The 25,521-nt window shown below is 58.3% G+C and carries 25 protein-coding genes and 1 other RNA gene; 10 read left to right on the plus strand and 16 right to left on the minus strand.

What is annotated here, in order from left to right:
* Positions 1 to 51 precede the first annotated feature (51 nt).
* Positions 52 to 1,284: a maltodextrin ABC transporter substrate-binding protein gene (locus ABLU73_RS07375; RefSeq protein WP_017898899.1), complete on the minus strand. Its 1,233-nt coding sequence runs from the start codon at positions 1,282 to 1,284 to the stop codon at positions 52 to 54.
* Positions 1,285 to 1,639: 355 nt separating this feature from the next.
* Here ABLU73_RS07375 and ugpC point away from each other — a divergent pair, with 355 nt between their 5' ends.
* Both ugpC and ABLU73_RS07385 read left to right on the plus strand, forming a co-directional pair.
* Positions 1,640 to 2,749 carry a sn-glycerol-3-phosphate ABC transporter ATP-binding protein UgpC gene (gene ugpC, locus ABLU73_RS07380; protein WP_348850108.1) on the plus strand — a complete coding sequence of 370 codons (1,110 nt, stop codon included), beginning with the start codon at positions 1,640 to 1,642 and terminating at the stop codon, positions 2,747 to 2,749.
* A 235-nt stretch (positions 2,750 to 2,984) separates the two neighbouring features.
* A complete protein-coding gene (locus tag ABLU73_RS07385; protein ID WP_135698958.1) occupies positions 2,985 to 4,544 on the plus strand; it encodes an EAL domain-containing protein in 1,560 nt (519 codons plus the stop codon).
* Positions 4,545 to 4,606: 62 nt separating this feature from the next.
* On the opposite strand, the gene ABLU73_RS07390 is transcribed toward ABLU73_RS07385, so the two are convergent.
* Positions 4,607 to 4,879 (minus strand): metal-sensing transcriptional repressor, encoded by a 273-nt coding sequence (locus ABLU73_RS07390; RefSeq protein ID WP_004204767.1) that lies wholly within the window; start codon positions 4,877 to 4,879, stop codon positions 4,607 to 4,609.
* Between the two features lie 164 nt (positions 4,880 to 5,043).
* On the opposite strand from ABLU73_RS07390, the gene ABLU73_RS07395 reads away from it, so the two are divergent.
* The gene (locus tag ABLU73_RS07395; RefSeq protein ID WP_053810702.1) at positions 5,044 to 5,889 is read left to right on the plus strand and encodes a nickel/cobalt efflux protein RcnA; all 846 of its coding nucleotides are present in this window, start codon (positions 5,044 to 5,046) and stop codon (positions 5,887 to 5,889) included.
* A gap of 44 nt (positions 5,890 to 5,933) precedes the next feature.
* On the opposite strand, the gene ABLU73_RS07400 is transcribed toward ABLU73_RS07395, so the two are convergent.
* A complete protein-coding gene (locus ABLU73_RS07400) occupies positions 5,934 to 6,548 on the minus strand; it encodes a membrane protein (RefSeq protein ID WP_017898903.1) in 615 nt (204 codons plus the stop codon).
* A gap of 88 nt (positions 6,549 to 6,636) precedes the next feature.
* Here ABLU73_RS07400 and ABLU73_RS07405 point away from each other — a divergent pair, with 88 nt between their 5' ends.
* Positions 6,637 to 8,064: a PLP-dependent aminotransferase family protein gene (locus ABLU73_RS07405; RefSeq protein ID WP_053810703.1), complete on the plus strand. Its 1,428-nt coding sequence runs from the start codon at positions 6,637 to 6,639 to the stop codon at positions 8,062 to 8,064.
* Between the two features lie 134 nt (positions 8,065 to 8,198).
* Here the strand turns inward: ABLU73_RS07405 and ABLU73_RS07410 are convergent, their stop codons facing one another.
* From ABLU73_RS07410 to ffs, 3 genes are all read right to left on the minus strand, one after another.
* Positions 8,199 to 8,414 (minus strand): hypothetical protein, encoded by a 216-nt coding sequence (locus ABLU73_RS07410; RefSeq protein WP_004142688.1) that lies wholly within the window; start codon positions 8,412 to 8,414, stop codon positions 8,199 to 8,201.
* Positions 8,411 to 8,668 carry a hypothetical protein gene (locus tag ABLU73_RS07415; protein ID WP_004204776.1) on the minus strand — a complete coding sequence of 86 codons (258 nt, stop codon included), beginning with the start codon at positions 8,666 to 8,668 and terminating at the stop codon, positions 8,411 to 8,413. Before ABLU73_RS07415 ends, ABLU73_RS07410 begins: the two co-directional genes overlap by 4 nt.
* Before the next feature lie 311 nt (positions 8,669 to 8,979).
* Positions 8,980 to 9,076, minus strand: an RNA gene (gene ffs / locus ABLU73_RS07420) — signal recognition particle sRNA small type.
* A gap of 241 nt (positions 9,077 to 9,317) precedes the next feature.
* On the opposite strand from ffs, the gene ABLU73_RS07425 reads away from it, so the two are divergent.
* Both ABLU73_RS07425 and ABLU73_RS07430 read left to right on the plus strand, forming a co-directional pair.
* Positions 9,318 to 9,725: a hypothetical protein gene (locus ABLU73_RS07425; protein WP_017898905.1), complete on the plus strand. Its 408-nt coding sequence runs from the start codon at positions 9,318 to 9,320 to the stop codon at positions 9,723 to 9,725.
* Positions 9,726 to 9,791: 66 nt separating this feature from the next.
* Entirely contained in the window at positions 9,792 to 10,103 is a 312-nt protein-coding gene (locus ABLU73_RS07430) for an MGMT family protein (RefSeq protein WP_004204778.1), read from the plus strand.
* Positions 10,104 to 10,141: 38 nt separating this feature from the next.
* Here the strand turns inward: ABLU73_RS07430 and ABLU73_RS07435 are convergent, their stop codons facing one another.
* On the minus strand, positions 10,142 to 10,633 hold the full coding sequence (locus ABLU73_RS07435) for a YbaY family lipoprotein (RefSeq protein WP_002891903.1): 492 nt from the start codon (positions 10,631 to 10,633) through the stop codon (positions 10,142 to 10,144).
* 216 nt (positions 10,634 to 10,849) lie between these two features.
* Here ABLU73_RS07435 and tesB point away from each other — a divergent pair, with 216 nt between their 5' ends.
* On the plus strand, positions 10,850 to 11,713 hold the full coding sequence (tesB, locus tag ABLU73_RS07440) for an acyl-CoA thioesterase II (RefSeq protein WP_004204779.1): 864 nt from the start codon (positions 10,850 to 10,852) through the stop codon (positions 11,711 to 11,713).
* A gap of 51 nt (positions 11,714 to 11,764) precedes the next feature.
* Here tesB and amtB read toward each other — a convergent pair whose 3' ends face one another.
* The 5 genes from amtB to ABLU73_RS07465 all read right to left on the minus strand — a co-directional run bounded on the left by amtB (position 11,765) and on the right by ABLU73_RS07465 (position 17,711).
* Positions 11,765 to 13,051, minus strand: a complete 1,287-nt coding sequence (gene amtB / locus ABLU73_RS07445) for an ammonium transporter AmtB (RefSeq protein WP_004204781.1) — start codon at positions 13,049 to 13,051, stop codon at positions 11,765 to 11,767.
* A gap of 33 nt (positions 13,052 to 13,084) precedes the next feature.
* Positions 13,085 to 13,423, minus strand: coding sequence for a P-II family nitrogen regulator (gene glnK, locus ABLU73_RS07450; RefSeq protein ID WP_002891893.1), 339 nt, complete (start codon positions 13,421 to 13,423; stop codon positions 13,085 to 13,087).
* 243 nt (positions 13,424 to 13,666) lie between these two features.
* Entirely contained in the window at positions 13,667 to 15,445 is a 1,779-nt protein-coding gene (locus tag ABLU73_RS07455) for a SmdB family multidrug efflux ABC transporter permease/ATP-binding protein (protein ID WP_064187822.1), read from the minus strand.
* Complete coding sequence (locus tag ABLU73_RS07460) at positions 15,438 to 17,210, minus strand: SmdA family multidrug ABC transporter permease/ATP-binding protein (RefSeq protein ID WP_004204785.1); 1,773 nt, start codon at positions 17,208 to 17,210, stop codon at positions 15,438 to 15,440. The genes ABLU73_RS07455 and ABLU73_RS07460 overlap by 8 nt, the downstream gene beginning before the upstream one ends.
* Before the next feature lie 42 nt (positions 17,211 to 17,252).
* Entirely contained in the window at positions 17,253 to 17,711 is a 459-nt protein-coding gene (locus tag ABLU73_RS07465) for an Lrp/AsnC family transcriptional regulator (RefSeq protein ID WP_004204786.1), read from the minus strand.
* Positions 17,712 to 17,826: 115 nt separating this feature from the next.
* Between ABLU73_RS07465 and ABLU73_RS07470 the strand changes: the two genes are divergently transcribed.
* Entirely contained in the window at positions 17,827 to 18,879 is a 1,053-nt protein-coding gene (locus tag ABLU73_RS07470; RefSeq protein ID WP_264923893.1) for a PLP-dependent cysteine synthase family protein, read from the plus strand.
* Positions 18,880 to 18,923: 44 nt separating this feature from the next.
* Here the strand turns inward: ABLU73_RS07470 and cof are convergent, their stop codons facing one another.
* On the minus strand, positions 18,924 to 19,742 hold the full coding sequence (gene cof / locus ABLU73_RS07475) for an HMP-PP phosphatase (RefSeq protein ID WP_032455636.1): 819 nt from the start codon (positions 19,740 to 19,742) through the stop codon (positions 18,924 to 18,926).
* Between the two features lie 127 nt (positions 19,743 to 19,869).
* Here cof and ABLU73_RS07480 point away from each other — a divergent pair, with 127 nt between their 5' ends.
* Together ABLU73_RS07480 and queC are read left to right on the plus strand one after the other, a co-directional pair.
* Complete coding sequence (locus ABLU73_RS07480) at positions 19,870 to 21,567, plus strand: SgrR family transcriptional regulator (protein WP_348850110.1); 1,698 nt, start codon at positions 19,870 to 19,872, stop codon at positions 21,565 to 21,567.
* 66 nt (positions 21,568 to 21,633) lie between these two features.
* Positions 21,634 to 22,335 (plus strand): 7-cyano-7-deazaguanine synthase QueC, encoded by a 702-nt coding sequence (gene queC / locus ABLU73_RS07485; RefSeq protein ID WP_032421067.1) that lies wholly within the window; start codon positions 21,634 to 21,636, stop codon positions 22,333 to 22,335.
* Between the two features lie 132 nt (positions 22,336 to 22,467).
* Here queC and ABLU73_RS07490 read toward each other — a convergent pair whose 3' ends face one another.
* From ABLU73_RS07490 to ppiD, 3 genes are all read right to left on the minus strand, one after another.
* Positions 22,468 to 22,869, minus strand: coding sequence for a YbgC/FadM family acyl-CoA thioesterase (locus ABLU73_RS07490; RefSeq protein ID WP_017898911.1), 402 nt, complete (start codon positions 22,867 to 22,869; stop codon positions 22,468 to 22,470).
* A gap of 111 nt (positions 22,870 to 22,980) precedes the next feature.
* Positions 22,981 to 23,349, minus strand: coding sequence for a helix-hairpin-helix domain-containing protein (locus tag ABLU73_RS07495; RefSeq protein ID WP_064794534.1), 369 nt, complete (start codon positions 23,347 to 23,349; stop codon positions 22,981 to 22,983).
* Between the two features lie 148 nt (positions 23,350 to 23,497).
* Complete coding sequence (gene ppiD, locus ABLU73_RS07500; protein ID WP_043521447.1) at positions 23,498 to 25,372, minus strand: peptidylprolyl isomerase; 1,875 nt, start codon at positions 25,370 to 25,372, stop codon at positions 23,498 to 23,500.
* Positions 25,373 to 25,521: the final 149 nt, after the last annotated feature.

Here is a 25,521-nt window from a genome sequence, read left to right on the forward strand (position 1 = left end):
TCTACAAACGGGAGGTCCCCCTCCCGCTCGGTGACTTCACGTGACGGTAAATTACTGATTGCTGGCCTGCATCGCTTCAATCTGCATCTTGATCTGTTTCACCGCATTATCGAGCGCGGCCTGCGGCGCCTGCTTGCCGGTGAGGCTCAGTTCAAGCGCGGCATTGGCCGGCCCCCACACTTCCCCCATCTCCGGAATGCCCGGCATAGCCATCGCCCGAGCCGACTGAACGGCGACGGCGCTGGCCTTTTCGTCATTTTTAATCACCGGGTCGTCAATCATCGCCTTCAGCGGCGGGATTTCGCCGGTGGCGACATAGCGGGCTTTTACATACTGCGGCTGGTTGATGAACTCGATAAACTGTTGCGCCAGCGCCTTGTCTTTACTCCAGGTCGATACCACGTAGCCCTTAACGCCGAGGAAGGAGCTCATTGGCTTGCCGTCCGGCAGGGTCGGCAGCGGCACCACGCCATAGTTGATACCGGCGGCTTCATACGGCTGGAAGGCCCAGGGGCCGTTGATCACCGCCGCCGCTTTTTTCTCGGTAAACAGCGAATCAATGGCGTTCAGCCCGTTATCGCCGAGGATCCCTGCGGGGAAGGCCTTCTCGGCATAGAATTTTTTCAGGAAGGTCACAGCTTCCACGGCGCCGGGCGTATTGAGCCCCACCTGCTGCGGATTAAAACCGCCGCCGTCGTTCTTCGCGAAGATATAGCCGCCCATCGGGCCAATCGCCCCCCAGCTGTAGTAGATCTGATCAAACTTGGCCAGCAGGCCGTATTTGTTCTGCTCGCGCTGGGTCTTCGAGTAGTCCAGCCAGGCCTGCAGACTGTCCAGCGGCTTGTCGATCAGGTCCTTGTTGTAGATAAGCACCAGGGTTTCCACCGCTTTCGGGATCCCATACAGCGCGTTGTCCATGCGGAAGGCGTTGATAGAGGCTGGCGTAAAGGCATCCTGTTTCGCCTGCTCAACGTTGAGCGGCGAGAGAAGTCCCTGAACGACGGCGCCGCCGAGCTGGTCATTCGGGATCACCAGCACGTCCGGCCCAATGCCCGCCGGGCCATCGAGGCGCAGCTTTTCCAGCTGCTGGGCATAAGGCATCTCCTGCAGATTGACCTTCACGTTGTACTGCTTCTCAAAATCGCTGACCGCGGTTTTGATGCCAGTGGATTTTTTAATGTCTTCCCAAACGTTGAGCTGCCCGGCGGCATGCGCCTGCAGGCTGGTAAGTTGCCCCGCCGCGAGGGTGGTAAGGATCAGTGCAGCAAGCGTGTTCTTTTTCATTATCAACCTCATGTGAAGGTATAACAATTTAATGGTTTTTTATTTGACTTACGTCTGCCAGTTAGAAAAAAAATCATTTCAAACTGCCTTGTTACATAGAAAACAGACTCTGGTTCGCTTTTGTTATACGCTACGCTTTGATTGGGGATAAAACTACCATAAGCTGCCAGTTGTGTGATCATCCTTGCAGAAATGAAACGCCGCTGTATGGCGCAAAAACCGCGGAAGTTATAGTCAGGACATGATTTTAGCGCTGTTGAATATCGTCACGCTGATTTGTTACACGTAATACAAACACACTCAAATCAGCGACACGCCAACGGCAAACAACGGCTACTCACTTCGGGGAATGTGGATGTCCAATATACGACTGAGGAATGTCACCAAAAGGTTCGGCAGCACGGTGACGCTGCACCAGGTCAATCTCGATATTGAAGATGGCGAGTTTGCGGTCTTCGTCGGCCCTTCCGGCTGTGGAAAATCGACGCTGTTACGTATGATTGCCGGGCTGGAAGAGGTCAGTGACGGGGAAGTGCTGATTGGCGATGAGGTGATGAACGATGTGGTCCCCGCCCGCCGCGGCGTGGCGATGGTTTTTCAGTCCTATGCGCTCTATCCGCACATGACGGTGGCGGAGAATATGGGCTATGGGCTGAAAGTCAATAAAGTGCCGAAAGCGGAGATCCGTCGCCAGGTGGAAATGGTGGCCAAAACGCTGCAGCTCTCTCACCTGCTGGATCGTAAACCGAAGCAGCTCTCCGGCGGCCAGCGGCAGCGTGTGGCCATTGGCCGCGCTATCGTGCGTAATCCCCGGGTGTTTATGTTCGATGAGCCGCTTTCTAACCTCGATGCCGAGCTGCGCGTCGATATGCGCCTGCATATCGCCCGACTGCACCAGGAGCTGAAGACCACCATGGTGTATGTCACGCACGATCAGGTGGAGGCGATGACGCTCGCCGATAAAATCGTAGTCATGAACTACGGGAAGGTCGAACAAATGGGTTCGCCGATGGCGCTGTACTACAATCCGGTCAACAAGTTCGTCGCCGGTTTTATCGGCTCGCCAAAGATGAACTTTTTGCCGGCCACCGTCAGCGACTGGCAGGCAGAGCGCTTAACGGTCACCCTCGCCCAGGACCATCAGCTCACCCTGAACGTTGCCACCCAACCGCTGAAGCCCGACGCCGCGGTCACGCTGGGGATCCGGCCAGAGCACCTCACGCCGGAAGTCTCCACCGGTACCGTGGTGGAGTTTCAATGTGAAGTGGTGGAGCGTCTGGGCAACAATACCTACCTGTTCGGCCAGTGCTACGGTCACGATAAAGTCAAGGTTCTGCTGCCCGGCGACGTCCATTTCCGCCCGTGGCAGAAGATTAATCTGGCCTTCGATGACCGCTTCTGCATGGTGTTTGATGAGAACGATCTGCGCATCAGCGCCGATATCACGGCGCCGGACGCCCACTAAGCCAACATATTGCTGTCATCTGCGCAGCGTATGCTGCGACTGAATGCCGGAATACATCCTGCCCGGCATTCACACCCTCATTTTTATTCTGCTGCATCGGAATCATCCTTCTCTCCCGGCATCGCAGGTTATTGTGATGCCGGTTTTTTTGCCCACGCAGCGCGATTTCTCCCGCTGCGCCCGGTTTATCTTTCGCATATACTGATGACACCCGGCGAACGATAAGGATACAGGCATGAGGACCCGGCATCTGATGGCGCTGTTTACAGGAGTGCTGATACTGGCCATCATCCTGCCTATCTCGCTCAGCATCTGGCAGGCGGCGCGGCAGGCCAAAATGCAGTTCTATCGTGAGCTGGATGATTATTCCAACCGTATTGTCGTCCGCACGCTGCAGGTCGCCGATCAGGCCCGGGAAGCACTGCGGGAGGCCGACTCACACTCTGCCGCTTCCTGTAGCCCGGAGCATCTGCTCGCCCTCCGCCGGATCGCCTATACCCATCGCTACGTGCAGGAAGTGCTCTGGCTGGAAGATTCCGTACCGCAATGCTCCTCCCTGGAAGACCATAGCGTTGCGGTGACCTTCCCGCCACCGGATCACATTGCCCCCGACGGCTATCGCACCTGGCTGACCTCGATTAACGATCTTGGCCTTAATCACCAGATGACGGCCATGGCCAGCCGGCAGCATATGGTAATGATCGATCCCATCTCCTTCATTGATGTGGTGCCCGCCAGCGAGGAGAAGATCCATACCATGCTGTTTGGTTTGGACCATCTGAAAATGGTGATCAGCAGCCAGCCGCTGCCGGCGAAGGTCTGGCAACGGATTAAAGATCCGCACCTGAATATGCTGACCCTGGATAATACGGTCTACCGGATCCAGCGCATTCCCGAGCTGGGATCCGGCATTGTGACCTGGTCATCCACCCTGCCGCTACAGCAGCGTATTCGCCAGCAGCTGATCTTCTGGCTCCCTGTCGGCATCTTCACCAGCCTGCTTGCCACCTGGCTGCTGCTGCGCCTGCTGAGACACCTGCGTTCACCGCGCAACAGTATGCTGGACGCCCTCAATTCCCAGGCGATTCAGGTTTACTATCAGCCGATTATTTCATTGCAGGACGGAAAAATCGCCGGGGCCGAAGCGCTGGCGCGCTGGCAGCAACCCGACGGCACCTTTTTATCGCCGGATATCTTCATTCCCCTGGCCGAGCAAACCGGACTGATCACCCAGCTGACGGAAGATATCGTCAGGAAAATTTTTGCCGACCTGGGTCCCTGGCTGAGGCAGCGGCCGGAAGTGCATATCTCCATCAACCTGTCGGTGGATGACTTACGCTCTCCCACCCTACCCAAGCTATTACACGATCAGCTGCAGCACTGGGGGATCGCCGCGGAACAGATTATCCTTGAGATCACCGAGCGCGGGTTTGTTGACCCGGAGACCACCATGCCGGTGATCGCACACTACCGCGAGGCCGGGCACCGTATTTCGATTGACGATTTCGGTACCGGCTACTCCAGCCTGAGCTATCTGCAGAAGCTGGACGTCGACACGCTGAAAATCGATAAATCCTTTGTCGATACCCTCGAGTACCGGCCGCTGACGCCGCACATTATTGAAATGGCCAAGGCGCTCAATTTGGCCACCGTCGCCGAAGGGGTGGAAACCATAAGCCAGCGCGATTGGCTGAGACAGCATGGCGTTCAGTACGCCCAGGGGTGGCTGTACAGCAAAGCGCTGCCAAAAGAGTCGTTTATTCTGTGGGCGGAAGAGAACCTCCATGCGCATTAAGCGGCAGGCGGCCTGCGCAGAAGGTCAGCGGGCGCGGCCTCTTCGCCGCCCTCTGCCGGAGGCTACTTCAGATAGGATTTAATCACCTGCATCACCGTCTCCAGATCCGCCTCACGCTGCGTCTCGTCTGGCTCTTTCACCACATGGTCGGTGAGATGTCCCTGGATAACCTGCAGCATCATGCCATTGACCGCGCCGCGGATCGCCGCCAGCTGCTGTAGCACCTCAGCGCACTCATGCTCGCGATTAAGCATTTTCTCTAATGCGGTACTCTGCCCCTGAATTTTCTTCAGCCGGGTCAGTAACTTCTTTTTGTCTCTCACTGTGTGTGACATTACGCGATCCACCGTTTTTTTCTGTCCGGGATTACCGACCTGCGTGGTCAGCAACGCCTGCCAGCATACCATGATCCTTTTTATTAGCCGCTTTATCTACTGGGGGGTAGTATTTTACTACTGGGGGGGAGTAGGATAAACGCACTTTTGGCAAGGATCCCGATATGAACGATTTCACTTCCCTTTTGCAGCAGGGCAATGCCTGGCTGTTTATTCCCAGCGCAATACTGCTCGGCGCGCTGCACGGCCTCGAACCCGGGCACTCAAAAACAATGATGGCCGCCTTTATCGTGGCGGTGCGAGGAACCTTAAAACAGGCGGTACTGCTGGGGCTGGCGGCCACGGTTTCGCATACGGCGGTGGTCTGGCTGATCGCCATGGCCGGTCTGTGGTTTGGCCGCGGCTGGAACACCCAGACTTCTGAGCCCTGGTTTCAGCTGATTTCGGGGATTATCATTGTGCTGATTGCCTGCTGGATGCTCTGGCGCACCTGGCGCGAATCGCGTCCCCACTCCCACCATTATCATCAGCACGACCATGAACATGAACATGAACATGAACATGAACATCATCATGAACATTCACATGACCGCCATCATTCTCACGCCCCTGGCGCGCCGCTGGTGGCGGAGGAGTGGCAGGACGCGCATCAGCGGGCCCATGCCCAGGAGATCAACCGGCGCTTTGATGGCCGTCAGGTGACGACCGGGCAGATCGTGCTGTTTGGCCTGACCGGCGGGCTGATCCCCTGCCCGGCGTCCATTACCGTGCTGCTTATCTGTTTACAGCTGAAGAAATTCTCGCTGGGCGCCACGCTGGTGCTGGGCTTTAGCGTCGGTCTGGCGCTGACGCTGGTGGCTTCCGGGGCTATTGCCGCCCTGAGCATGAAACATGCCGCCCGCCGCTGGCCGTGGCTTAACGACCTCTCGCGCAAGGCGCCCTGGATCTCAGGTTTACTGATTATTGTGGTGGGGATCTACATGATGCTTCATGGCCTGAGCGGCCTGTAAGCGATGAAAGGCCCTCTCCGTGATGAAGAGGGCGATGGGTTAATTCAGGAGACTATTTCCCGGGGAGGGCTGACCGCGTTGCGGTTGACGGGCTGACTGAACCACGGCAGGCACAGCTGGATAAGCGGTCCAATCGACAGCGCGTAAATGACGGTTCCGACGCCAAACTTCCCCCCCAGCAGACAGCCAATCAGCAGCACGGAAAGCTCGATCGCCGTCCGGATACCGCGCAATGACCAGCCGGTGCGAGCGTGCAGGCCGGTCATCAGGCCATCGCGCGGACCCGGGCCAAACCCCGCGCCAATGTACATCCCGGTGGCGATCGCGTTCAGCACAATCGCCACCACCAGCAGCGCACTGCGCGCCACCAGCGATTCCAGCGGCGGCAGGACGGCCAGCGTGGCGTCCGCCGCCAGCCCCAGCACGATCACATTGCTCACCGTACCGAGCCCCGGCATCTGCCGGATAGGGATCCATAGCAGCAGCACCGCGGCGCCGGTCAGAATAATCACGGTCCCGAAACTGATCCCCAGCTGTTTAGCCACTCCAAGATGAAAGACGTCCCACGGATCGGCGCCGAGATTAGCATGCACGAAGAGCGCCGTGGACACGCCGTAGAGCACCAGACCGATATATAACTGCAGCAGGCGACGAAGCATATTTTTTCCTCAACATCATTGCGAATGCCCTCATCATCAGCAAAAATGGACTGATAATTAATGGCCAGTTTTGGAAAAGTGGATCGCTATGTCAGCCCGACGCTTTGGAACACAGTCCCTGGTACGCCTGCTCGGCAACTGGCAGGAGTCCAGTTCACGCACACCGCTATGGCGCCAGCTGGCGGAAGCGCTCCGCCTGCTGATCCTCGATGGCCGTCTGACGCTACAGACGCGCCTGCCCGGCGAGCGCGAGCTGGCGGCGGCCCTCAACGTCAGCCGGACGACCATCGCCAGCGCCCTCGGCCAGCTGCGGGAGGAGGGATTTCTCCAAAGCCGCCAGGGGAGCGGGTCGCGCATTGTTTTGCCGGAACGCCCTGCCGACCTGCCGCCGCCCTCTGCGACCCCCTCGACGATCAATCTCTCTACCGCCGCCCTCAGCGCCGGTCCGGAGGTCCATCAGGCCTTTCAGCATGCCATGACCCTGCTGCCGTCCTATCTCGCCCAGACCGGTTACGATCAGCAGGGGCTCCCGGTGCTACGGGAAGCGATTGCCCGGCGCTACAGCGAACGTGGCCTGCCGACGCGGCCCGATGAAGTGATGGTGGTCAACGGCGCGCTCAGCGCCTTCGCGCTAATCCTGCGTCTGTTCACCGGCCCCGGTGACCGGGTGGTCATTGATGCCCCGACCTATCCAATGGCCATCAGCGCCATTCAGGGCGCCTCCTGCCGGCCCATTGGGGTCGCACTCCCACAGCAGGGGTGGGACTGCGATGGATTCGCGGCGATCATTGCGCAGACCGCGCCGCGTCTGGCATGGCTGATGCCGGATTTTCACAACCCCACCGGGCGCTGTATGGATGCCCTCACCCGCCAGCGGGTCGCGGACATCGCGGCCAGGACGCGAACAACGCTGGTGATCGATGAGACCATGGTCGACCTCTGGTATAACGCCCCGCCCCCGCCGCCGCTGGCCTGCTTTAATCCCGACGCCGCGGTGATCACCATCGGTTCGGCCGGGAAAAGTTTCTGGGGGGGACTGCGCATCGGCTGGATCCGCGCCAGCACGCGAACAATCGCCTCGCTTATTCAGGCCCGCGACTCTCTGGACTTGGGTACGCCGCTGCTGGAGCAGCTGGCCTGCAGCTGGCTGCTGGCAAACGCCGCCACGCTGCTGCCGCCGCGACGGGAGATGCTGAAGGCGCGCCGGGACATGTGCGAAGAGCTGATGAAAGAGTATTTTCCCCGCTGGCGCTTTACGCCACCGGAAGGCGGGCTCTCTTTTTGGGTGGAACTCCCTGACATGCTAGCCACTTTGTTCTCTGCACGTGCGGAAAGCCAGGGGATCCATATCGGCACCGGCACGCGGTTTGGTCTGGAGGGCGCGTTCGATCGCTATTTACGTCTGCCGTTTACGCTGCCGGATGAAGCATTGCGCCAGGCCTTCTCCACGCTACAACCATTGTGGCACAGCCTTGCAGAACAGCGGGAAAGTACGCGTTTGCGGAAAATAATATAAGAAAATATCGACGGGCTGGCTTCAGCCCGTCAAAAGTCCGTCATCCATGAGGTATATGAGATGTTTTTATAAAATTGCCTGGGTATCCTGCCATCTGGTTATGGCAACCCGGTGACGGAAATAAGGCAATTTCATTAATGCTGGCGCGGAATAGGAAACCCTTTCAAGGAAATAATAAAGCCATCTTCATCTTTTTTAATTTTAGCGCCGGTGTCACACCAGTCGGAGGCAATGCGAAAGAACTCATCACTACCGATATTCCAGTTCAGGCGAACGTGTTTCACGTATCCTGAGCGCAACATATCGCAGGCTTCGCTATAGTTGCTGGCTGTAGAGAATTGTTGTTTCATTTTTTCTTCTTCAGAAGTTTTCTTAATGCTTTGATTTCTTTAGGGGTTAATGGCGTCGCTTCCTCTTCGGTATGCTGGCTGTCAATGTCCTCTTCCGTCACCCCCGCCTCATCTGCTGACGCCTCCAGCTGAAAAGCCAGCTGCAGCAGCTTTTCCGTTGCCGTACCCAGGTTCTCGTTATTCACTTCCGCATAATGACGCAACTTCTCTTTTAACTCAGCGTCAATTTTTACATTCAAAACCACTGTGGTCATAGCTACGCTTCCCGTGCAATAAAATCATCATAATTAATACACGAAGTTAACATGCTGATCCAGAGATATATTTTATAGCATGGATCTGGCAACAAATTCCCACCAATAAGATGCGCTTTATTTATGACACGCAAATGACATTAATATTTCAGTAGCATTTCAGATTTATGACAAGTAAATATTATGGAATAAGTAGAGGGTGTTTTAGCAACTAAAAATAATATGTGATCTGTATCAGAAATAAATTCTGGCCAGCAGAGAAGACCGCACAAATACAAGGGGAAAATTACGAAGGCCGAAATGGGTGGGGGCCCTGCCAGCTACATCCCGGCACACACGTCGTCTGCTCTGGCTGCTTCCTTCCGGACCTGACCTGGTAAACAGAGTAGCGTTGCGGGAGAACCAACAGAGCCCCCATTGAGAGCGTTGTTACCCAACGCGCTGGCGCATTATCCCTGCTGACCTGGTGAATTGCAAGCACGCCCCGACTGCCTGCTGGTTTATTGCGCAATAATGCGAATAAAACCAGTCACTCACGCTCAACCTGTGAGATTGCGAGCGCGCGCTCAGCACACAGTCGGGATATCCACCATACTTAGCCATCTTGCGTCCCCTTTTATCATCAGCACCTTGTCTCGACGGTAATCGAATGACTGACTCATCACCACAGACCATCACTCTGCCTTTACCCGCCATTGAAGGGATGACCATCGCCTTTCAGGGGGTGAATTATCTGCGCCCTGAAAAAATGCTCGACTTCGTGACCATCAGTCAGGCGCCGGTGCGGGCGGTCACGCCGCTGGCGCTGCTCTATTCCACCGTCGGCGTCCTGCGCCAGGTGGAACTGCGCAAGCTACCGGTCTACATCAGCGGTCGGGTGGTATACCCCATCTCGTCGCTGACCATGCCGGGCCTGCGCGCGAAGCTGATCATCAACGCGACCTCGCAGCGGTTAAAATTCCTTGAGAGCCTCATCGCCAGTTCACCTTCCGACAATGTCCATGGCATGCAGATCCTCGGCCTCGCTCTGACGTTCACCGTCGAACAGCCCGCCTGATCGGGCAGGCTGTACAGCCTGAAGATCAGCGCTTATGCTGGCGTTTTTCGGGTAACAGGACTGAATATGGATCCGCACGATACATTTCCCCAACGTGTCTGGCACATTGTGGCGTCGATACCGGAAGGGTATGTCACGACCTATGGCGATGTCGCCAGGCTGGCCGGTTCGCCGCGCGCGGCGCGCCAGGTGGGCGGTGTGCTGAAGCGTCTGCCGGAAGGGTCCACTCTGCCCTGGCATCGGGTGGTCAATCGCCATGGCGATATCTCCCTCACCGGCCCCGATCTGCAGCGGCAGCGTCAGGCGCTGTTGGCCGAAGGGGTGCAGGTCTCCGGCGGCGGCCATATCGATCTCCAGCGCTATCGCTGGGTTTACTGAAGACCAAAAAAAAGCCCCCATTCGGGGGCTTAGCGAGCTTACTGTGCGACAGGCACGGCGGTCTGCTGAACCGGAACCAGCGTCAGGTCGGCATGGGTGCCCCCCTGGTTGATCACCGTCTGCACGGTATCGGTAATGAACATCAGCTGGCCGTTAACCGTAATCGCTGCGCTCAACAGAATGCGGGCGTTCGGTTGAATATCTGCCGGGTTGTAAGGCAGTGCAAAGTTGAATGGCGCCTGCTTGCCTTCGGTACGCACCGCTTTTTGCGACAATACGCGGGCTGGCGCATCGGCCAGAGAAGCATCCGACAGGGTCACCGTCAGCACCGCATCCGGCGGCAAAGCGATTCTCTGGCGGATATTAATCGTCCCCGTGACGCTCGGCTGCTGCTGCGCCACGCTCAGCGTCGCAATACCGTAAGGGTCGGGTGCAGCCGCCTGCGTCGAAGAATTGTTCGAGTGGTGATTAGCACAGGCGGTCAGCGTCGCGGCGACGGCTAAGGCACTAAACATATAGGCAAATTTCATGATGTTCTCCTTATCATCCCTTAATACCCAGGAGGATGTTCCGCCGCTTCGCCGGCAGGAACTTTCGTGTCGTCAATAAGTGTGGCACAGATCGCAGATTTCTTCCTGTTGACCGGTTGTTATTCAGATTATTACACCCATCGGACCACTTGCGATTCCAGGTTATACTTTGCCACATTACGCGCGCGGCGCCGCCATTGTTAACTGAGGAAAAGTATGAGTCAGGCACTCTCTAACCTGCTGGCATTATTAGATTTGGAAAAAATTGAGGAAGGGTTGTTCCGTGGACAGAGCGAAGACCTGGGATTGCGCCAGGTTTTTGGCGGCCAGGTGGTGGGCCAGGCGCTGTATGCGGCAAAAGAGACCGTGCCCGTTGAACGTCTGGTGCATTCGTTTCACAGCTACTTTCTGCGCCCCGGCGACAGTCAAAAACCGATCGTCTACGATGTGGAGGTGCTGCGCGACGGCAACAGCTTTAGCGCCCGCCGGGTCGCCGCCATCCAGAACGGGAAGCCGATCTTCTATATGACCGCCTCCTTCCAGGCGCCAGAGCACGGCTATGAACATCAGAAAGCGATGCCGGCCGCCCCCTCCCCTGATGGGCTGCCTTCGGAAACCGACATTGCCCGCAAGCTGGCGCATCTCCTGCCGCCGCAGGTGAAAGACAAATTCCTCTGCGATAAGCCGCTGGAGATCCGCCCGGTGGAGTTTCATAACCCGATGAAAGGCCATATCGCCGAGCCGGTGCGTCAGGTGTGGCTGCGCGCCAACGGCGCCGTTCCCGACGATCTGCGCATTCATCAGTATCTGCTGGGCTATGCCTCGGACTTTAACTTCCTGCCGGTGGCGCTGCAGCCGCACGGCGTTGGTTTCCTTGAGCCCGGCATGCAGGTCGCCACTATCGATCACTCGATGTGGTTCCATCGGCCGTTTAATATCAATGAGTGGCTGCTGTACAGCGTCGAAAGCACCTCGGCCTCCAGCGCCCGCGGCTTCGTCCGCGGCGAGTTCTACACCCAGGATGGCACGCTGGTTGCCTCAACGGTGCAGGAAGGGGTGATGCGCAACCGCAACGCATAAAAAAAGCCTCCCCTACGGGAGGCTTTTTGCTACATGGAGAAGGGTTTTCTGTCAGGCGTTGTAAGCGTTTTCGCCATGGCTGTTGACGTCCAGCCCTTCGCGCTCCTGCTCTTCCGGCACGCGCAGCCCTACGGTCATATCCGCTACTTTGTAGCCGATAAAAGCGACGACGCCGGACCAGACCACGGTAATGCCGATACTTTCCAGTTGCACCAGCAGCTGATGGCCCATGGTGACGCCTTCCGCATAACCGACGCCGCCCAGAGAAGTCGCCGCGAAGATACCGGTCAGAATACAGCCGACGATGCCGCAGACGCCGTGAACGCCGAAGACGTCGCAAGGGTCATCCACACGCAGCCAGCGTTTCAGCGCAGTCACGCCCCAGATACCCGCCAGGCCAGAGGCGATACCGACGATCAGCGCGCCGCCGACACCGATATAACCACACGCCGGCGTAACGCCAACCAGACCGGCAATTGCCCCGGAGCAGGCGCCCAGCAGTGAAGGTTTGCCGCGCAGAGCCCATTCGCCAAAAGTCCACGCCAGGATAGCAGCGGCGGTCGCCACGACGGTGTTAACGAACGCCAGGGCCGCGATTTCATTCGCTGCGCTGGCAGACCCGGCGTTGAAACCGAACCAACCCACGTAGAGGATAGCGGTGCCGGTGAACACCATCGGCAGGTTATGCGGTTTGAACGCTTCTTTGCCGAAGCCCACGCGTTTGCCCATCATATACGCGCCCACCAGCCCGGCGACCGCGGCGTTGATGTGCACAACGGTGCCGCCGGCGAAATCCAGCGCGCCATGCGTCGCCAGCAGACCGCCGCCCCAGACCATATGCGCAATCGGCACGTAGGAGAGCGTCATCCACACCACCACGAAAATCAGCACGGCGGAGAAACGGATACGTTCAGCCAGCGCCCCGACGATCAGCCCGACGGTGATGCAGGCGAACGAGCCCTGGAAGGCGACGTGGATATACTGATAGAAGGTGCCCATCAGCGCTTTCAGTTCAATATTTTTCAGCATCACCCAGTCAAAGCTGCCGAAGAAGCTGCCGCCGGTGCCGAAGGCCAGGGTATAGCCATAAATGACCCACAGTACGCAGACCAGGCCAAAGGTGACAATCACCTGCGTCAGCATGGAAAGAACGTTCTTACCGCGGATCAGGCCGCCGTAAAACAGCGCAATCCCCGGGATAGTCATAAACAGAACCAGCGCGGTGCAAATCATCATAAACGCGTTATCGGCTTTGTCCGCTACCGCAGGCGCGGCCATCGCCAGCCCCGGAAGAAGGGCTAATGCCCCCAGACCCGATTTCATTGTTGCCATTTTCATTGTTTCGTTCCCCATCACTGTGTGGTCTGGAAATTACAGTGCCGCTTCGTCAGCTTCGCCGGTACGGATGCGAATGACGCGCTGCAATTCAGCGACAAAAATTTTGCCGTCGCCAATTTTTCCGGTATAAGCCGCTTTGCTGATGACATCGATAACTTCATCCAGCTGATCGTCGGCGATCGCCACATCAATCTTCACTTTTGGCAGAAAGTTGACGCTATACTCGGCGCCGCGGTAGAGCTCCGCATGTCCTTTCTGACGGCCAAATCCTTTGACTTCAGTGACCGTCAGGCCCTGAATGCCGATGGAAGACAAGGCTTCACGCACGTCTTCCAGTTTGAATGGTTTGATTACCACGGTAACCAGCTTCATAAGTCCCCTCCAGTCAGTATTCGGTAATGGCCGCAGCTAACACGATGGATATAAAGCAAGGGCTATGCCAGAAATGAAAAAAGGCCGCTTAGCGGCCCTTTGATGGCAAAAAACAGGCGAGAGGTCAGGCATTAGCCGGCGCAAAGGCATTTAACGGGCAAAAATGCACCACAGCGGTGCATTTGATGTAACGTTTTTGCACCACGACAGGCCGCCCAGCCTTCGCTGCCTGCTGGTGGTGCATCAGGCGCTGAGCGACTCTTCTCTGGCGCTGGCCGCCAGCTCTTCACCAGCCAGCTGTAGCTGATACATCTGCCAGTAGCGGCCTTTCGCCGCCAGCAGCTGCTGGTGGTTGCCCCGCTCGACGGCCTGACCACGATGCAGAACCAGAATGGTATCCGCCTCGACGATGGTCGACAGCCGATGGGCGATAACCACCAGGGTGGTATGCTGGCGAACCTTCGCCAGCGCCTGCTGGATCGCCTGCTCGGTACCGGAGTCGATGTTTGCTGTCGCCTCATCCAGAATCAGTACCTGCGGGGTCTCCACCAGCACGCGCGCCAGCGCCAGCAGTTGCTTCTGTCCGACGGAGAGATTATTGCCCTGCTCGCCCAGTTGGGTGTACAGGCCGTCGCTCATGCTGCGCGCCACCGCCGCCAGCTGCACCGCCTCCAGCGCTTCCCAGACCTGGGTTTCGCTGATGTCCCGGCCCAGCGCGACGTTGGCGTAGAAGGTATCCGCCAGCACCACCGGATCCTGTTGCACCATCGCGATGCCCCGACGCAACGCGCTGTGGCTGAGAGAAGCGAGCGGCCGGCCATCGATGCGGATCTCCCCGTGGGTTAACGGGTAATAGCCCATCATCAGACTGGCGAGGGTACTCTTCCCGCTGCCGGTATGCCCGACCAGCGCCACAAAGCTGCGGGAAGGGATATCCAGCGTGATATCCTGGAGGACCAGACGATCCCCGCGGTAGGCGAAGGAGAGATGGTCGATTTCCACCCGACCGCTGCTCAGCGGCGCGTCATCGGCGCCCCACGCCTGGCGCGGACGGTCCATCAGTTCGAAAACGCGTTCGCCGGCGACCACCGCCTGCTGCAGCATTGACTGCTGGGTGGTCAGCTCAATGAGCGGCTCGTTAAGGCGTCCGAGATAGCTGATAAACGCATACAGGACCCCGACCTCAATCGTGCCCGCCGCGCTAAAGCCGAACAGCATCAGCAGCCCGCACAGCACCAGCGAGGAAAAAAGACTCAGCAGCGGACGCAGCAGAAAACCGTCGAGGCGTAGCGTCTGCATCCGCGCCAGGTAGTGGGCGTAGCTGGCCTCACGCATCCGTTCGCCAAAACGCGCCTGCTGGCGGAACTGCTGGATGACCCCCATGCCGTTGATCACTTCGTTAAAGCCATCGTTGATGTCGGCAAGCCAGGCGCGTACCCGGCGCACGATCGGCGTGCTATAGCGCTGATAAATGATCATCACGATCAGCACCGCCGGGAAAATCGCGATCGCCACCAGCGCCATCCGCCAGTCGAGGCTAAACATCGCCACCAGCATCGCGCCGATCAGCGCCGCGCTACGCAGCACCGTCGCCACTACCGTCACGTACAGGTCGCGAATGACTTCCGTATCGTTGGTTACCCGGGAGATAAGCTGCCCGACCGGCTGAGTATCAAACTCGCTGAGCGGCTGATGCAGGGCGGCATCCATCACATCGCTGCGTAACTGCTGGACCACGCCAACCGCGGCGCGGTTAAACAGCAGCGACTGGCTATAGTGCAGTAACGCCGCCAGCAGCTGCAGACCGATATAGGCTGCCGCCAGGCCTGCCACCAGCTTCAGCGGCAGAGTATGTTTCGCCACCATATTGTCGATGAAATAACTGATAAGCAGCGGACCGCTCACCTCTGCCGCCGCCGCGATCCACATCATCGCCACCGCGATGGCCAGCGGCTTACGCCACGGTGAACCATAGGCCAGCAGGCGTTTAAGCGTCGGCCAGAGTTCGGTAAAGCTACGCATCCAGGACCTCCTCTTGCTCCTGGGGAACCTCGTCGAGCGCGGCCTCCAGCTGCTGATAGCGATACATGTCGCGATACCAGCCTGGCTGCACGGCCAGCGCCTCATGGCGGCCGCGCTGGGCAATATGTCCGTGCTGCAGCACCAGAATTTCACTGGCCTCGGTCAGCGCCGACAGCCGGTGGGCGCTGATGATCACCGTCCGGCCCTCTCCCCACTGGCGCAGGTTATGCAGGATCTGGTGTTCGGTGCGACCATCCACCGCCGATAAGGCATCATCCAGGATCAGAATTTCGGCCTCCAGCAGCAGGGCGCGGGCAATAGAGATACGCTGTTTCTGGCCGCCGGAGAGCATCACGCCGCGCTCGCCCACTTCGGTATCGTACCCCTGGGGCAGACGCAGAATGTCGTCATGCACGCTGGCCAGCCGCGCCACCCGCTCAATCTGTTCCGGCGTCGCGTCCGGTTTTCCCAGCGCGATATTATTGGCGACGGTATCGGAGAATAAAAACGGCGTCTGATTGACCACCGCCAGCCGTTCGCGCCAGCTGTCGAGCTGCAGACGCGGTAGCGGCAGATCGTGAAAGCGGATCTCGCCGCTGGTGACGTCAAAATGGCGCTGCAGCAGGGCCAGAATGGTGCTTTTGCCGGCGCCCGTCGGCCCGCAGATTCCCAACATTTGCCCCGGCTGAAGGGTAAAATTAACCTGTTCCAGTGAAGGTTTGCTCGCCTGCGGATAGATGAAATCGCGGATAGCGACCTGCAGGACGCCGCGGCCTGCTGGCACCGTCTCGGTCCCGTCGTCCACCGCCGGCGCCTCTTCGAGCAGGGTGCGGATACGACCATAGGCCGCGCTACCGCGCTCCACGATGTTAAACATCCACGCCAGCGCCAGCATCGGCCAGATCATCAGGCCAAGGTACATCACGAAGCTGGTCAGCTGCCCCAGCGTCAGGCTGCCGTGGATAACCATCCAGCTGCCGCCGCCGATGGCCAGCAGGTTCGCCGCCCCGATGGCGATATAGATGGTAGGGTCGAAGCGCGCGTCAATTCGCGCCACGCGCATATTTTTCGCTCCGGTATCGGCCGCATCGGCGGCAAACTGCGCCGACTGGCGATCCTCCAGCCCGAACGCCTTAATCATGCGGATGCTGGTCAGGCTCTCCTGCGTGCGATCGTTGAGGCTGGAAAAGGCCGCCTGGGCGACGCGAAAACGTTCGTGAAGGGCATCGCCGTTGCGTTTGATCGCCAGGGCCATCAGCGGCATCGGCAGCAGCGCCAGCAGGGTGAGCTGCCAGCTAATCTGCGTCGACATCACAATCAACACCGCACAGCCCATCACCAGGGAATCCACCAGGGTTAACACCCCTTCACCAGCGGCAAACACCACCCGGTCCACGTCATTGGTGGCGCGGGCGATAAGATCCCCGGTGCGATGGCGCAAATAGAACGCCGGATGCTGGCGGCTCAGCTGCCGGTAAAAGTCTTCCCGCAGTTCGACCGCCAGCTGATAAGAGGCGCCGAACAGCAGCACGCGCCATACATAGCGCAGCAGGTAGACCATCACCGCGATCAGCACCAGCGCGCCGATCCACATCCACACCTTCTCCGCGGTGTAATGTTGTTGCGTCACGCCGTCGACCACAATGCCCACCACCTTCGGCGGAACAAGCTGCAGGACGGCAATAATGGCCAGCAGGGCAATTGCGCCAAGATAGCGGCGCCACTCCCGGCGGAAATACCAGCTGAGTTGTGCAAATAATCGCAAGCAGTAAAATCCTGATTTGTTATGGGTTACGGCGCAATACCGTTATTCGACAGGCAAGGCGGTGGTGTATTTTATCTGTTCCATGGCAAAACTCGAAGTGACATCCGACAGCCCCGGCACGCTGTTCACCAACCGTTTATAAAAGTCGTCATAGCGCTTCATATCGGCCACCTGCACCCGCAGCAGATAGTCATACTCCCCCGCCATCCGCCAGAAGCCGAGCACTTCAGCCATCTGCGTCACTTCGCTCACAAAATGGCAATACCAGTCGCTGCTGTGATGCTGGGTCTTGATCAGGACAAACGCCGTCAGCCCCAGCCCCACCTTTTCCGCATCCAGTAAGGCGACGCGCCCGCGGAGAATACCCTCATCCTCGAGTCGTTTCAGGCGTTTCCAGCAAGGGGTCGTGGTCAGATTAACGGCATCGGCCAGCGCCTGCAAAGAGAGGGTGCAATCTTCCTGCAGCAGCGCCAGCAGCTTACGGTCAATTTTATCTAACATAAGGCCACCAGAGAGAATAATTTACTCCCGCAATTGTAATTGAAAGGTCAAATAGCAACAATTTTTCCCGCACAATCCGCTAAGCTGGGCACAAAATGACAAACAGGAATCCGAGATGAATAGCGCCTGGGTAAAACACGCCATTAGTGAAATTAACGCCGACTATCAGCGTTCCGCCGATACACACCTGATTCGCCTGGCGTTGCCTGGTTTTCCGGGGATCCCGATTTATCTGAAGGATGAAAGTACGCATCCGACCGGTAGCCTCAAACATCGTCTGGCGCGGTCGCTGTTTCTCTATGGCCTGTGCAACGGCTGGATCAAAGAAGGTACCACGATTATCGAATCGTCTTCGGGTTCGACTGCAGTTTCTGAGGCCTATTTCGCCCGCCTGCTGGGGCTGCCGTTTATCGCCGTGATGCCCTCCTGCACCGCCAGACGAAAAATCGAACAGATCGAGTTCTACGGCGGACGCTGCCATTTTGTGCAGAGCGCCTGCGAAATCTACGCAGCTTCCGAAACGCTGGCGCGTGAACTGAACGGCCACTATATGGATCAGTTTACCTTCGCCGAGCGAGCCACCGACTGGCGCGGCAATAACAATATCGCCGACAGTATTTTCCGCCAGATGAGCCATGAGCCGCACCCGCAGCCGTCGTGGATCGTGATGAGCGCCGGCACCGGCGGCACCTCGGCGACCATTGGCCGCTATATTCGCAGCCAGGGCTACGAGACGCAGCTGATGGTTGTCGACCCGCAAAATTCGGTGTTCCTCGATTACTGGCAGACCCGCGACGCCAGCCTGCGCAGCCCGATCGGCAGCAAAATTGAAGGCATCGGCCGCCCGCGCGTCGAGCCATCGTTTATTCCCGATGTTGTCGATGAGATGCTGCGCGTGCCGGATGCGGCGAGCGTGGCCACTGCTCTGTGGCTGGAAACTCAGCTTGGACGAAAAGTCGGCGCCTCGACCGGGACCAACATGTGGGGCGTGCTGCAGCTGGCCGCGCGGATGCGCGAGGAAGGACGCACGGGTTCCCTCGTCACCCTGCTGTGCGACAGCGGCGAGCGTTATCTGGAAAGCTATTACAACCCGCAGTGGGTGGCGGCCAACATCGGCGATATCGCCCCCTGGCAGGCGGAGATCACCCGGCTGGTCGGCAGAACATAAAAAAAGCCAGATAGAATGCTATCTGGCTTGCTGGAAGGGTCTCTCTATTCGGGGGAATAAGGAAGATCAGGATTATCCAGCCAATGCGTTAAAAAATGGGAGACCGCCTGATGCCGGCAGTCGCCAATAACCGGGAGATGCGGCAGCTCGGCTTTCAGCTGCGGCATCGCGTTGCCCATGATGAACCCCCGCCCAACGCTGCGAAGCATCTCGCGATCGTTCATCGCATCGCCGAAGGCCATGCACTCCTGTAGGGTGAGTCCCAGGTGCTGGCTCAGCCTCGCCAGCGCCGCGCCTTTATTGCAGCCAACCGGCAGCACTTCCAGACAGTCCATCGCCGAGAAGCAGAGAAACGCGCGCTGGCCCAGCGCCTCATTCAGTTGGATCCGCAGGCGGCGCAGATCGTCATGATCGCCGCAGAAGCAGATCTTGGTGACATGATGCGCCGACATACGTTTCGGATCGCACAGTTGATAGCGAAACCCGCTGAAGACATGCGCCTTCAGCAGCTCAGGTCTTGCCTGGCCGGTGAACCAACCGCCGTCATTAAACACGTGCATGCTGGCCCGGGTATCCCATCGACTATGCAGCACGTCTTCCGCTACCTCGGGATTGAGATCCTGACGGTACAGCTCCTCCCCTTCCAGCGAGTGGATGCGCGTCCCGTTGCCCGTGATCAGAAATGCGTCCAGGGAAAATTCACCCATCACATGGTGCATCTCCAGCGCATGGCGGCCGGTGGCGAACGTCAGAGTGATATCGCGTTCCCGCAGCCGTTTCAGCGCGGTGAGCGTCTTTTCTCCGAGACGATGGTCCGGCATCAGTAAGGTGCCGTCCATATCAAATGCTGCCAGTTTTGCCATGGTGTTTTCCCCGATGTGTGATGGGCTTCGCTTGTGTTGCAGTATCACCTGGGATATACGGAAGTAATAGTGAATAGATAATATAAATTGTTCCGGGTTTATTGCGGCCCGGTGGGCGACAGCGCTTATGAGACTCTTACACCGTTTAAACCAGTACCAGCGGCTGTGGCAGCCCTCTGCCGGGGCGCCGCAGCAGGTCACCGTCGGCGAGCTGGCGGAACGCTGTTTTTGCAGCGAACGCCACGTCCGTACCCTACTGCGTCAGGCGCAGGAAGCTGGATGGTTAAGCTGGCAGGCCAGCTCCGGGCGCGGCAAGCGCGGCTTGCTCTCTTTTTACAAAACGCCGGAACGTCTGCGCAATGAGATGATGGAGCAGGCGCTGCATAAAGGTCAGCAGCAAAACGCGCTGGAGCTGGCGCAGCTAGCCCCGGTGGAGCTGAAAGCCCTGCTCCACCCCTTTCTGGGCGGTCAATGGCAAAACAATACCCCGACGCTGCGTATTCCCTACTATCGCCCGCTGGAGCCGCTGCGTCCCGGCTTTCTGCCCGGACGCGCCGAGCAGCATCTGGCCGGGCAGATCTATGCCGGGCTGACGCGCTTCGACGAAGGTGACAATATGCCGATCGGCGATCTGGCGCACCACTGGCAGGTCTCCCCTGACGGCCTGCGCTGGCAGTTTTATATCCGCTCCACGCTGTGCTGGCACAACGGCGATGCGGTGGAAACCGCACAGCTGCGGCAGCGCTTACTGCTGCTGCTGGATCTGCCCGCCTTGCGGACTCTGTTCGCCAGCATCAGCCGCATCGATGTCACTCACGCCCAGTGCCTGACCATCACGCTGCATCGTCCTGACTACTGGCTGCCGTTCCGCCTCGCCAGCTATTGCAGCGTGCTGGCCCATCCTGACGATCCGGCCATCGGCTGCGGACCGTTCCGCCTGAAGCGGTTTAGTCCGGAACTCGTCCGTCTGGAGAACCATCCCCGCTACCACCTGCAGCATCCGCTGATCCAGGCGGTGGAGTACTGGATCACCCCCCAGCTCTTCGATCGCGATCTCGGGACCAGCTGCCGCCACCCGGTGCAGATCACTATTGGCGATCGCGAAGAGCTGCATAACCTGCGCCAGGTCAGCAACAGCATCAGTCTTGGCTTCTGCTATCTGACCCTGCGTCACAGCCCTCGGCTTAGCAAAGCGCAGGCCCAGCGGCTGGTATCGATAATTCACCGCTCGTCGTTGCTGGACACGCTGCCGCTCGACGAGGATCTGATTACGCCAAGCCATGAGGTGTTGCCGGGATGGTCCATCCCGCAGGGGCCGGAAAACAGCGCGGTGCCGCTGCCGGCCAGGCTCACGCTGCTCTACCATCTGCCGGTCGAACTCCACGCCATGGCCGAACAGCTGAGACAGCGGCTGGCTGTGCTCGGCTGCGAGCTGACGCTGCTGTTCCATGACGCCAAAAACTGGGAAGGCTGCCAACATCTGGGGCAGGCCGACCTGATGATGGGCGACCGCCTGATCGGCGAAGCGCCGGAGTATGCCCTGGAGCAGTGGCTGCGCTGCGATATGCTGTGGCCCAATTTGCTGACCGGGGCGCAATATGCCCATCTGCAGGCGACATTAGACGCGGTACAGGCGCAGCCGGAAGCCCGCAGCCGCAACGATGCGCTGCGCAACGTATTTAACAGCCTGATGGAAGACGCCATCATGACGCCGCTGTTTAAATACAACTATCGCATCAGCGCCCCGCCGGGACTCAATGGCTTGCGCCTCAACGCCCGCGGCTGGTTCGACTTCGCCAGCGCCTGGCTGCCGGCGTCGACGTGACAGAGCTGGTGGTGGCGGGCGTCTGGCGCTACCATATCGCCTTTACTCATTTAGTCAGGAATTGCCATGAAACGCGCCGTAGTTGTCTTCAGCGGAGGACAAGATTCAACCACCTGTCTGGTGCAGGCTCTGCAACAGTATGATGAAGTGCATTGCGTCACTTTTGATTATGGCCAACGCCACCGCGCGGAAATCGACGTTGCGCGCGAACTCGCCCTGAAACTTGGCGCCGTCGCGCATAAAGTGCTGGACGTTACCCTGCTCAATGAACTGGCGGTCAGCAGCCTGACCCGCGATAACATTCCGGTACCGGACTATCAGCCTGATGCCGAGGGCATTCCCAACACTTTTGTCCCGGGGCGCAATATTCTGTTTTTAACCCTGACGGCCATCTACGCCTATCAGGTAAAAGCCGAAGCTATCATCACCGGCGTGTGCGAGACCGACTTCTCCGGCTACCCGGACTGCCGCGATGAGTTTGTCAAAGCGCTGCACCACGCCGTCAGCCTTGGAATGGCGAAAGACATACGCTTTGAAACACCGCTGATGTGGCTGAACAAAGCCGAGACCTGGGCGCTGGCCGACTACTGGGGTCAGTTAGATCTGGTGCGCCGGGAAACCCTTACTTGCTACAACGGCATTAAGGGCGATGGCTGCGGCCAGTGCGCCGCCTGCAACCTGCGCGCTAACGGGCTTAACCAGTATCTGGCCGATAAAGTCGGGGTAATGGCGGTGATGAAGCAAAAAACCGGGCTGACACAGGCATAGCCTCCGCAGAGGTATCTTCCAAAAGCTTCAGTTCAACTTCCCCGGTAGCGCTACGCTTACCGGGGCAAGGGGTTCATCACCTTCCGTGGGTCGAGGTGCGCCACCGCCCGGCACGCACGCACGCGACGGTTGTCAGCGCAAGTTCATCTGGTCGAGTTTCTCACGCAGTTCCCCTTCCAGCGGCAGCGCCTTCTGGGTTTTCAAATCGATACAGACGAAGGTAATCAGCGCATCGGCCACCACCTCGCCGTTGGGGTTGAGAGTGACCACCTGGCTGAGCGTGCCGCTTTTGCCGTTGAGTTGCTCCAGTTTGCTGCTCACCGTCAGCACATCGCCCAGGACCGCCGGACGGCGGTAGTTAATATTAATATTCACCACCACGAAGGCGATGTTTTTCTCGGTCATCCACTGAAATGCCGGACTCTTTTCCAGACCATCCCAGCGGGCCTCCTCAAGGAACTCCAGGTAGCGTGCGTTATTCACATGCTGGTAGACGTCCAGATGATAGCCGCGAACTTTAATTTGTGTCTGCATAGCATCAATGCCTTTCTGTTATTGTTGTTTATGAGGTAAGAGGTCACACCACTTGATGCAACCTCTTTATCCTGGCAAAAAATCACCGCTGTGCAAGCGCTGGCAAAAAATTTACAGCGTCAGATGGGATAAATTCCGCTCCACCAGCGCGCTGCCCATCCCCGGGACCTGCTTCAGATCATCAAGGGTTTTGAACGGTCCGTACTCCTCACGGTAGCTGACAATCGCCTGGGCTTTTTTCAACCCCACGCCATTCAGAGCCTGCGCCAGCTGTTCGGCGCTGGCGTGGTTAATGCTGACTTTGGTCGCCCCGTTGTCGGCCTCGCCGGGCTCCGCTTTCGCCTTCGCCGAAGAGGACGCCTGGACATGCTCTTTGGTTACCGCCGCTTTGCCGCTGGTGGGGGCAGCCAGCGCGCCCTGTGCGCCTACCGCGAAAACCAGAACGCCCGCGGCCATCAGTGCTTTTATTCCATATTTCATGCTGATATCTCCTTGTGTTTAGACAGCAAGGCTACGATAGCGTCAGTGCGGATGGCCGACAAAAGGCAAATCACAGAAATGGAAAGGGCCGCGAAAGCGGCCCTTGAGGATTACATGGTGTTGCGTATTTTTGCGAAACGACGCGAAATTACTGCTGCTGGTCGATGCTGTCGCCCAGCTTAATTTTCGCCGCCTTGCGCAGGTTGCTCATCAGCGCTTCGAAAGCGATTTGGGCATTGTTCTGGGTAATCCCCTGAACCATAGCCTTCTTCTGCTCTTCCGGCATGCTGCCTGCTTTCACTTCATCGAGCGCCACCAGCACCACATCGCCTTGCATGTTGCTGCCAACGCCATAGACCGGTTTGCCCTGCTGCGGCAGCGGCAGAGTAAATGCCAGCTGGCTCAGCGGATCCTGGCCGGTACGGGAAAGCGTCTGCGGTGCGCCAAAGCTCAGGCCAGCCGCCTTCATCGCCTCATCGCCTTTGCCGTCTTTCAGCGCCGCCAGCAGCTTATCGGCATCCCGCTTCGCCTGCTGTTCCGCTTTATTGTGCTTAACGATATCGCTAACCTGCGCCTTCACTTCGGCCAGCGGTTTCACCGCCTCGGCTTTGTGCTCGCTGATACGCAGAACAAAGGCGCGATCGCCGTCAACGGTAATGATGTCGGAGTTGCTGCCCGGCGCGCCGTTCACACCGACCAGACCGCCGTTGAAGATAGCGTCAGCGACCGGTTTAAAGTTCAGCTCTTCCGGCAGGTTATCGCGGCCAAACCAGCCGGTTTCCACCACCTGCAGTCCGGCGACCTGCGCCGCGCCCGCCAGCGATTCATTATCGTTGCTGGCCGCATCGCTCACCTTCTGCTGCAGCGCATAGTAAGCATCCAGCGCTTTCTCCTGCTTCACTTTCGCCGCAATGTCATTGCGCACGTCAGCCAGCGGCTTGACCTGCGCCGGCTGGACGTCGTCCAGACGGGCCACCAGGAAGCCAACCGAGGATTTGATCACCCCGGAGAGCTGGCCTTTCTCTTTCAGGCCGGCGTCTTTCAGCTCAGGCACGGTAGAGGCATCTTCCATCCACCCCATATCGCCGCCGTTGCGGGCAGAGATAATATCGGTCGATTTTTCTTTTGCCAGCGTGGCGAAATCGGCGCCTTTTTGCAGCTCGGCCAGTACCGCTTTCGCATCAGCTTCAGTTTTAGTCTGAATCACGCTGTAGCGATTACGCTGCGGCTGAGTGAACTGATCTTTGTGCTGGTCATACCATGATTGAATTTCTTCGTCAGAGGCGTTTTCCTGCATGCTGGCGGCATCCATCTTGATGTAGCTCACGCGGAACTGCTCCGGCGCCATAAAACGGGCCTGATTCTGCTGCCAGAAAGCGTTGATTTCCTCATCGCTGGCGGTCTGTTTTTCCGCCAGGGCGTTGACGTTGATGGTCGCTTCGCGAACGACACGCTGCTGAGACACCAGCGCCGCCAGCTGATCGGACTCGCCGGGCAGCATGAAGTCGGTACCTGCAATGGCGTTAATCAGCTGCTGCGTGGTCAGCTGGTTACGCAGCGCCTGGGCGTACTGATCGGTGGTCATCCCCATCTGGGCGACAATACCGCTGAAGCGCTGGTTGTCGAACTTACCGTTCGTCTGGAACGCCTGGGTCTGGAAGATCGCCTGCTTCACCTGCTCATCGCTGATGCTGAGGCCCAGCTCGCGGGCATACTGATCCAGAAGCGACTCATCAATCAGGCGGTTCAGCACCTGCTGGCGCATGGTTTTCATGTAGTTTTCGTTCGCCGCCAGCTCGGAGAACTGGTCGCCAAGCTGCTGCTGCATACGGTTACGTTCGCTGGCGACGGCGTTTTCAAACTGCCCACGGCCAATCTCCTGGCCATTCACTTTTGCGGCATAGTTTTTGCCACCGCCAATCAGGTAACCACTCACCCCGGTCAAAATGAACGAGACGATAATGATACCGAAAATAATCTTGAGCACGACGCTGTTGGCGGCCGTGCGTAGGTTGTCCATCATGGTGTAACAACGCTCCGCTGTAGATGACTTTAGCTCGCGCAGCATAGCACGTGATGGCCGCCGCGCGTGAGGACGTATTTTGACAAGAAAACAGGGTGATTGTCAGCCCACAAGTGGCGATAAACACACATAAAGTGGTCTGAAAAGGC

The sequence above is a fragment of the Klebsiella sp. GG_Kp175 genome (assembly GCF_040062325.1).
GTDB classification, from domain to species: Bacteria; Pseudomonadota; Gammaproteobacteria; order Enterobacterales; family Enterobacteriaceae; genus Klebsiella; species Klebsiella quasipneumoniae.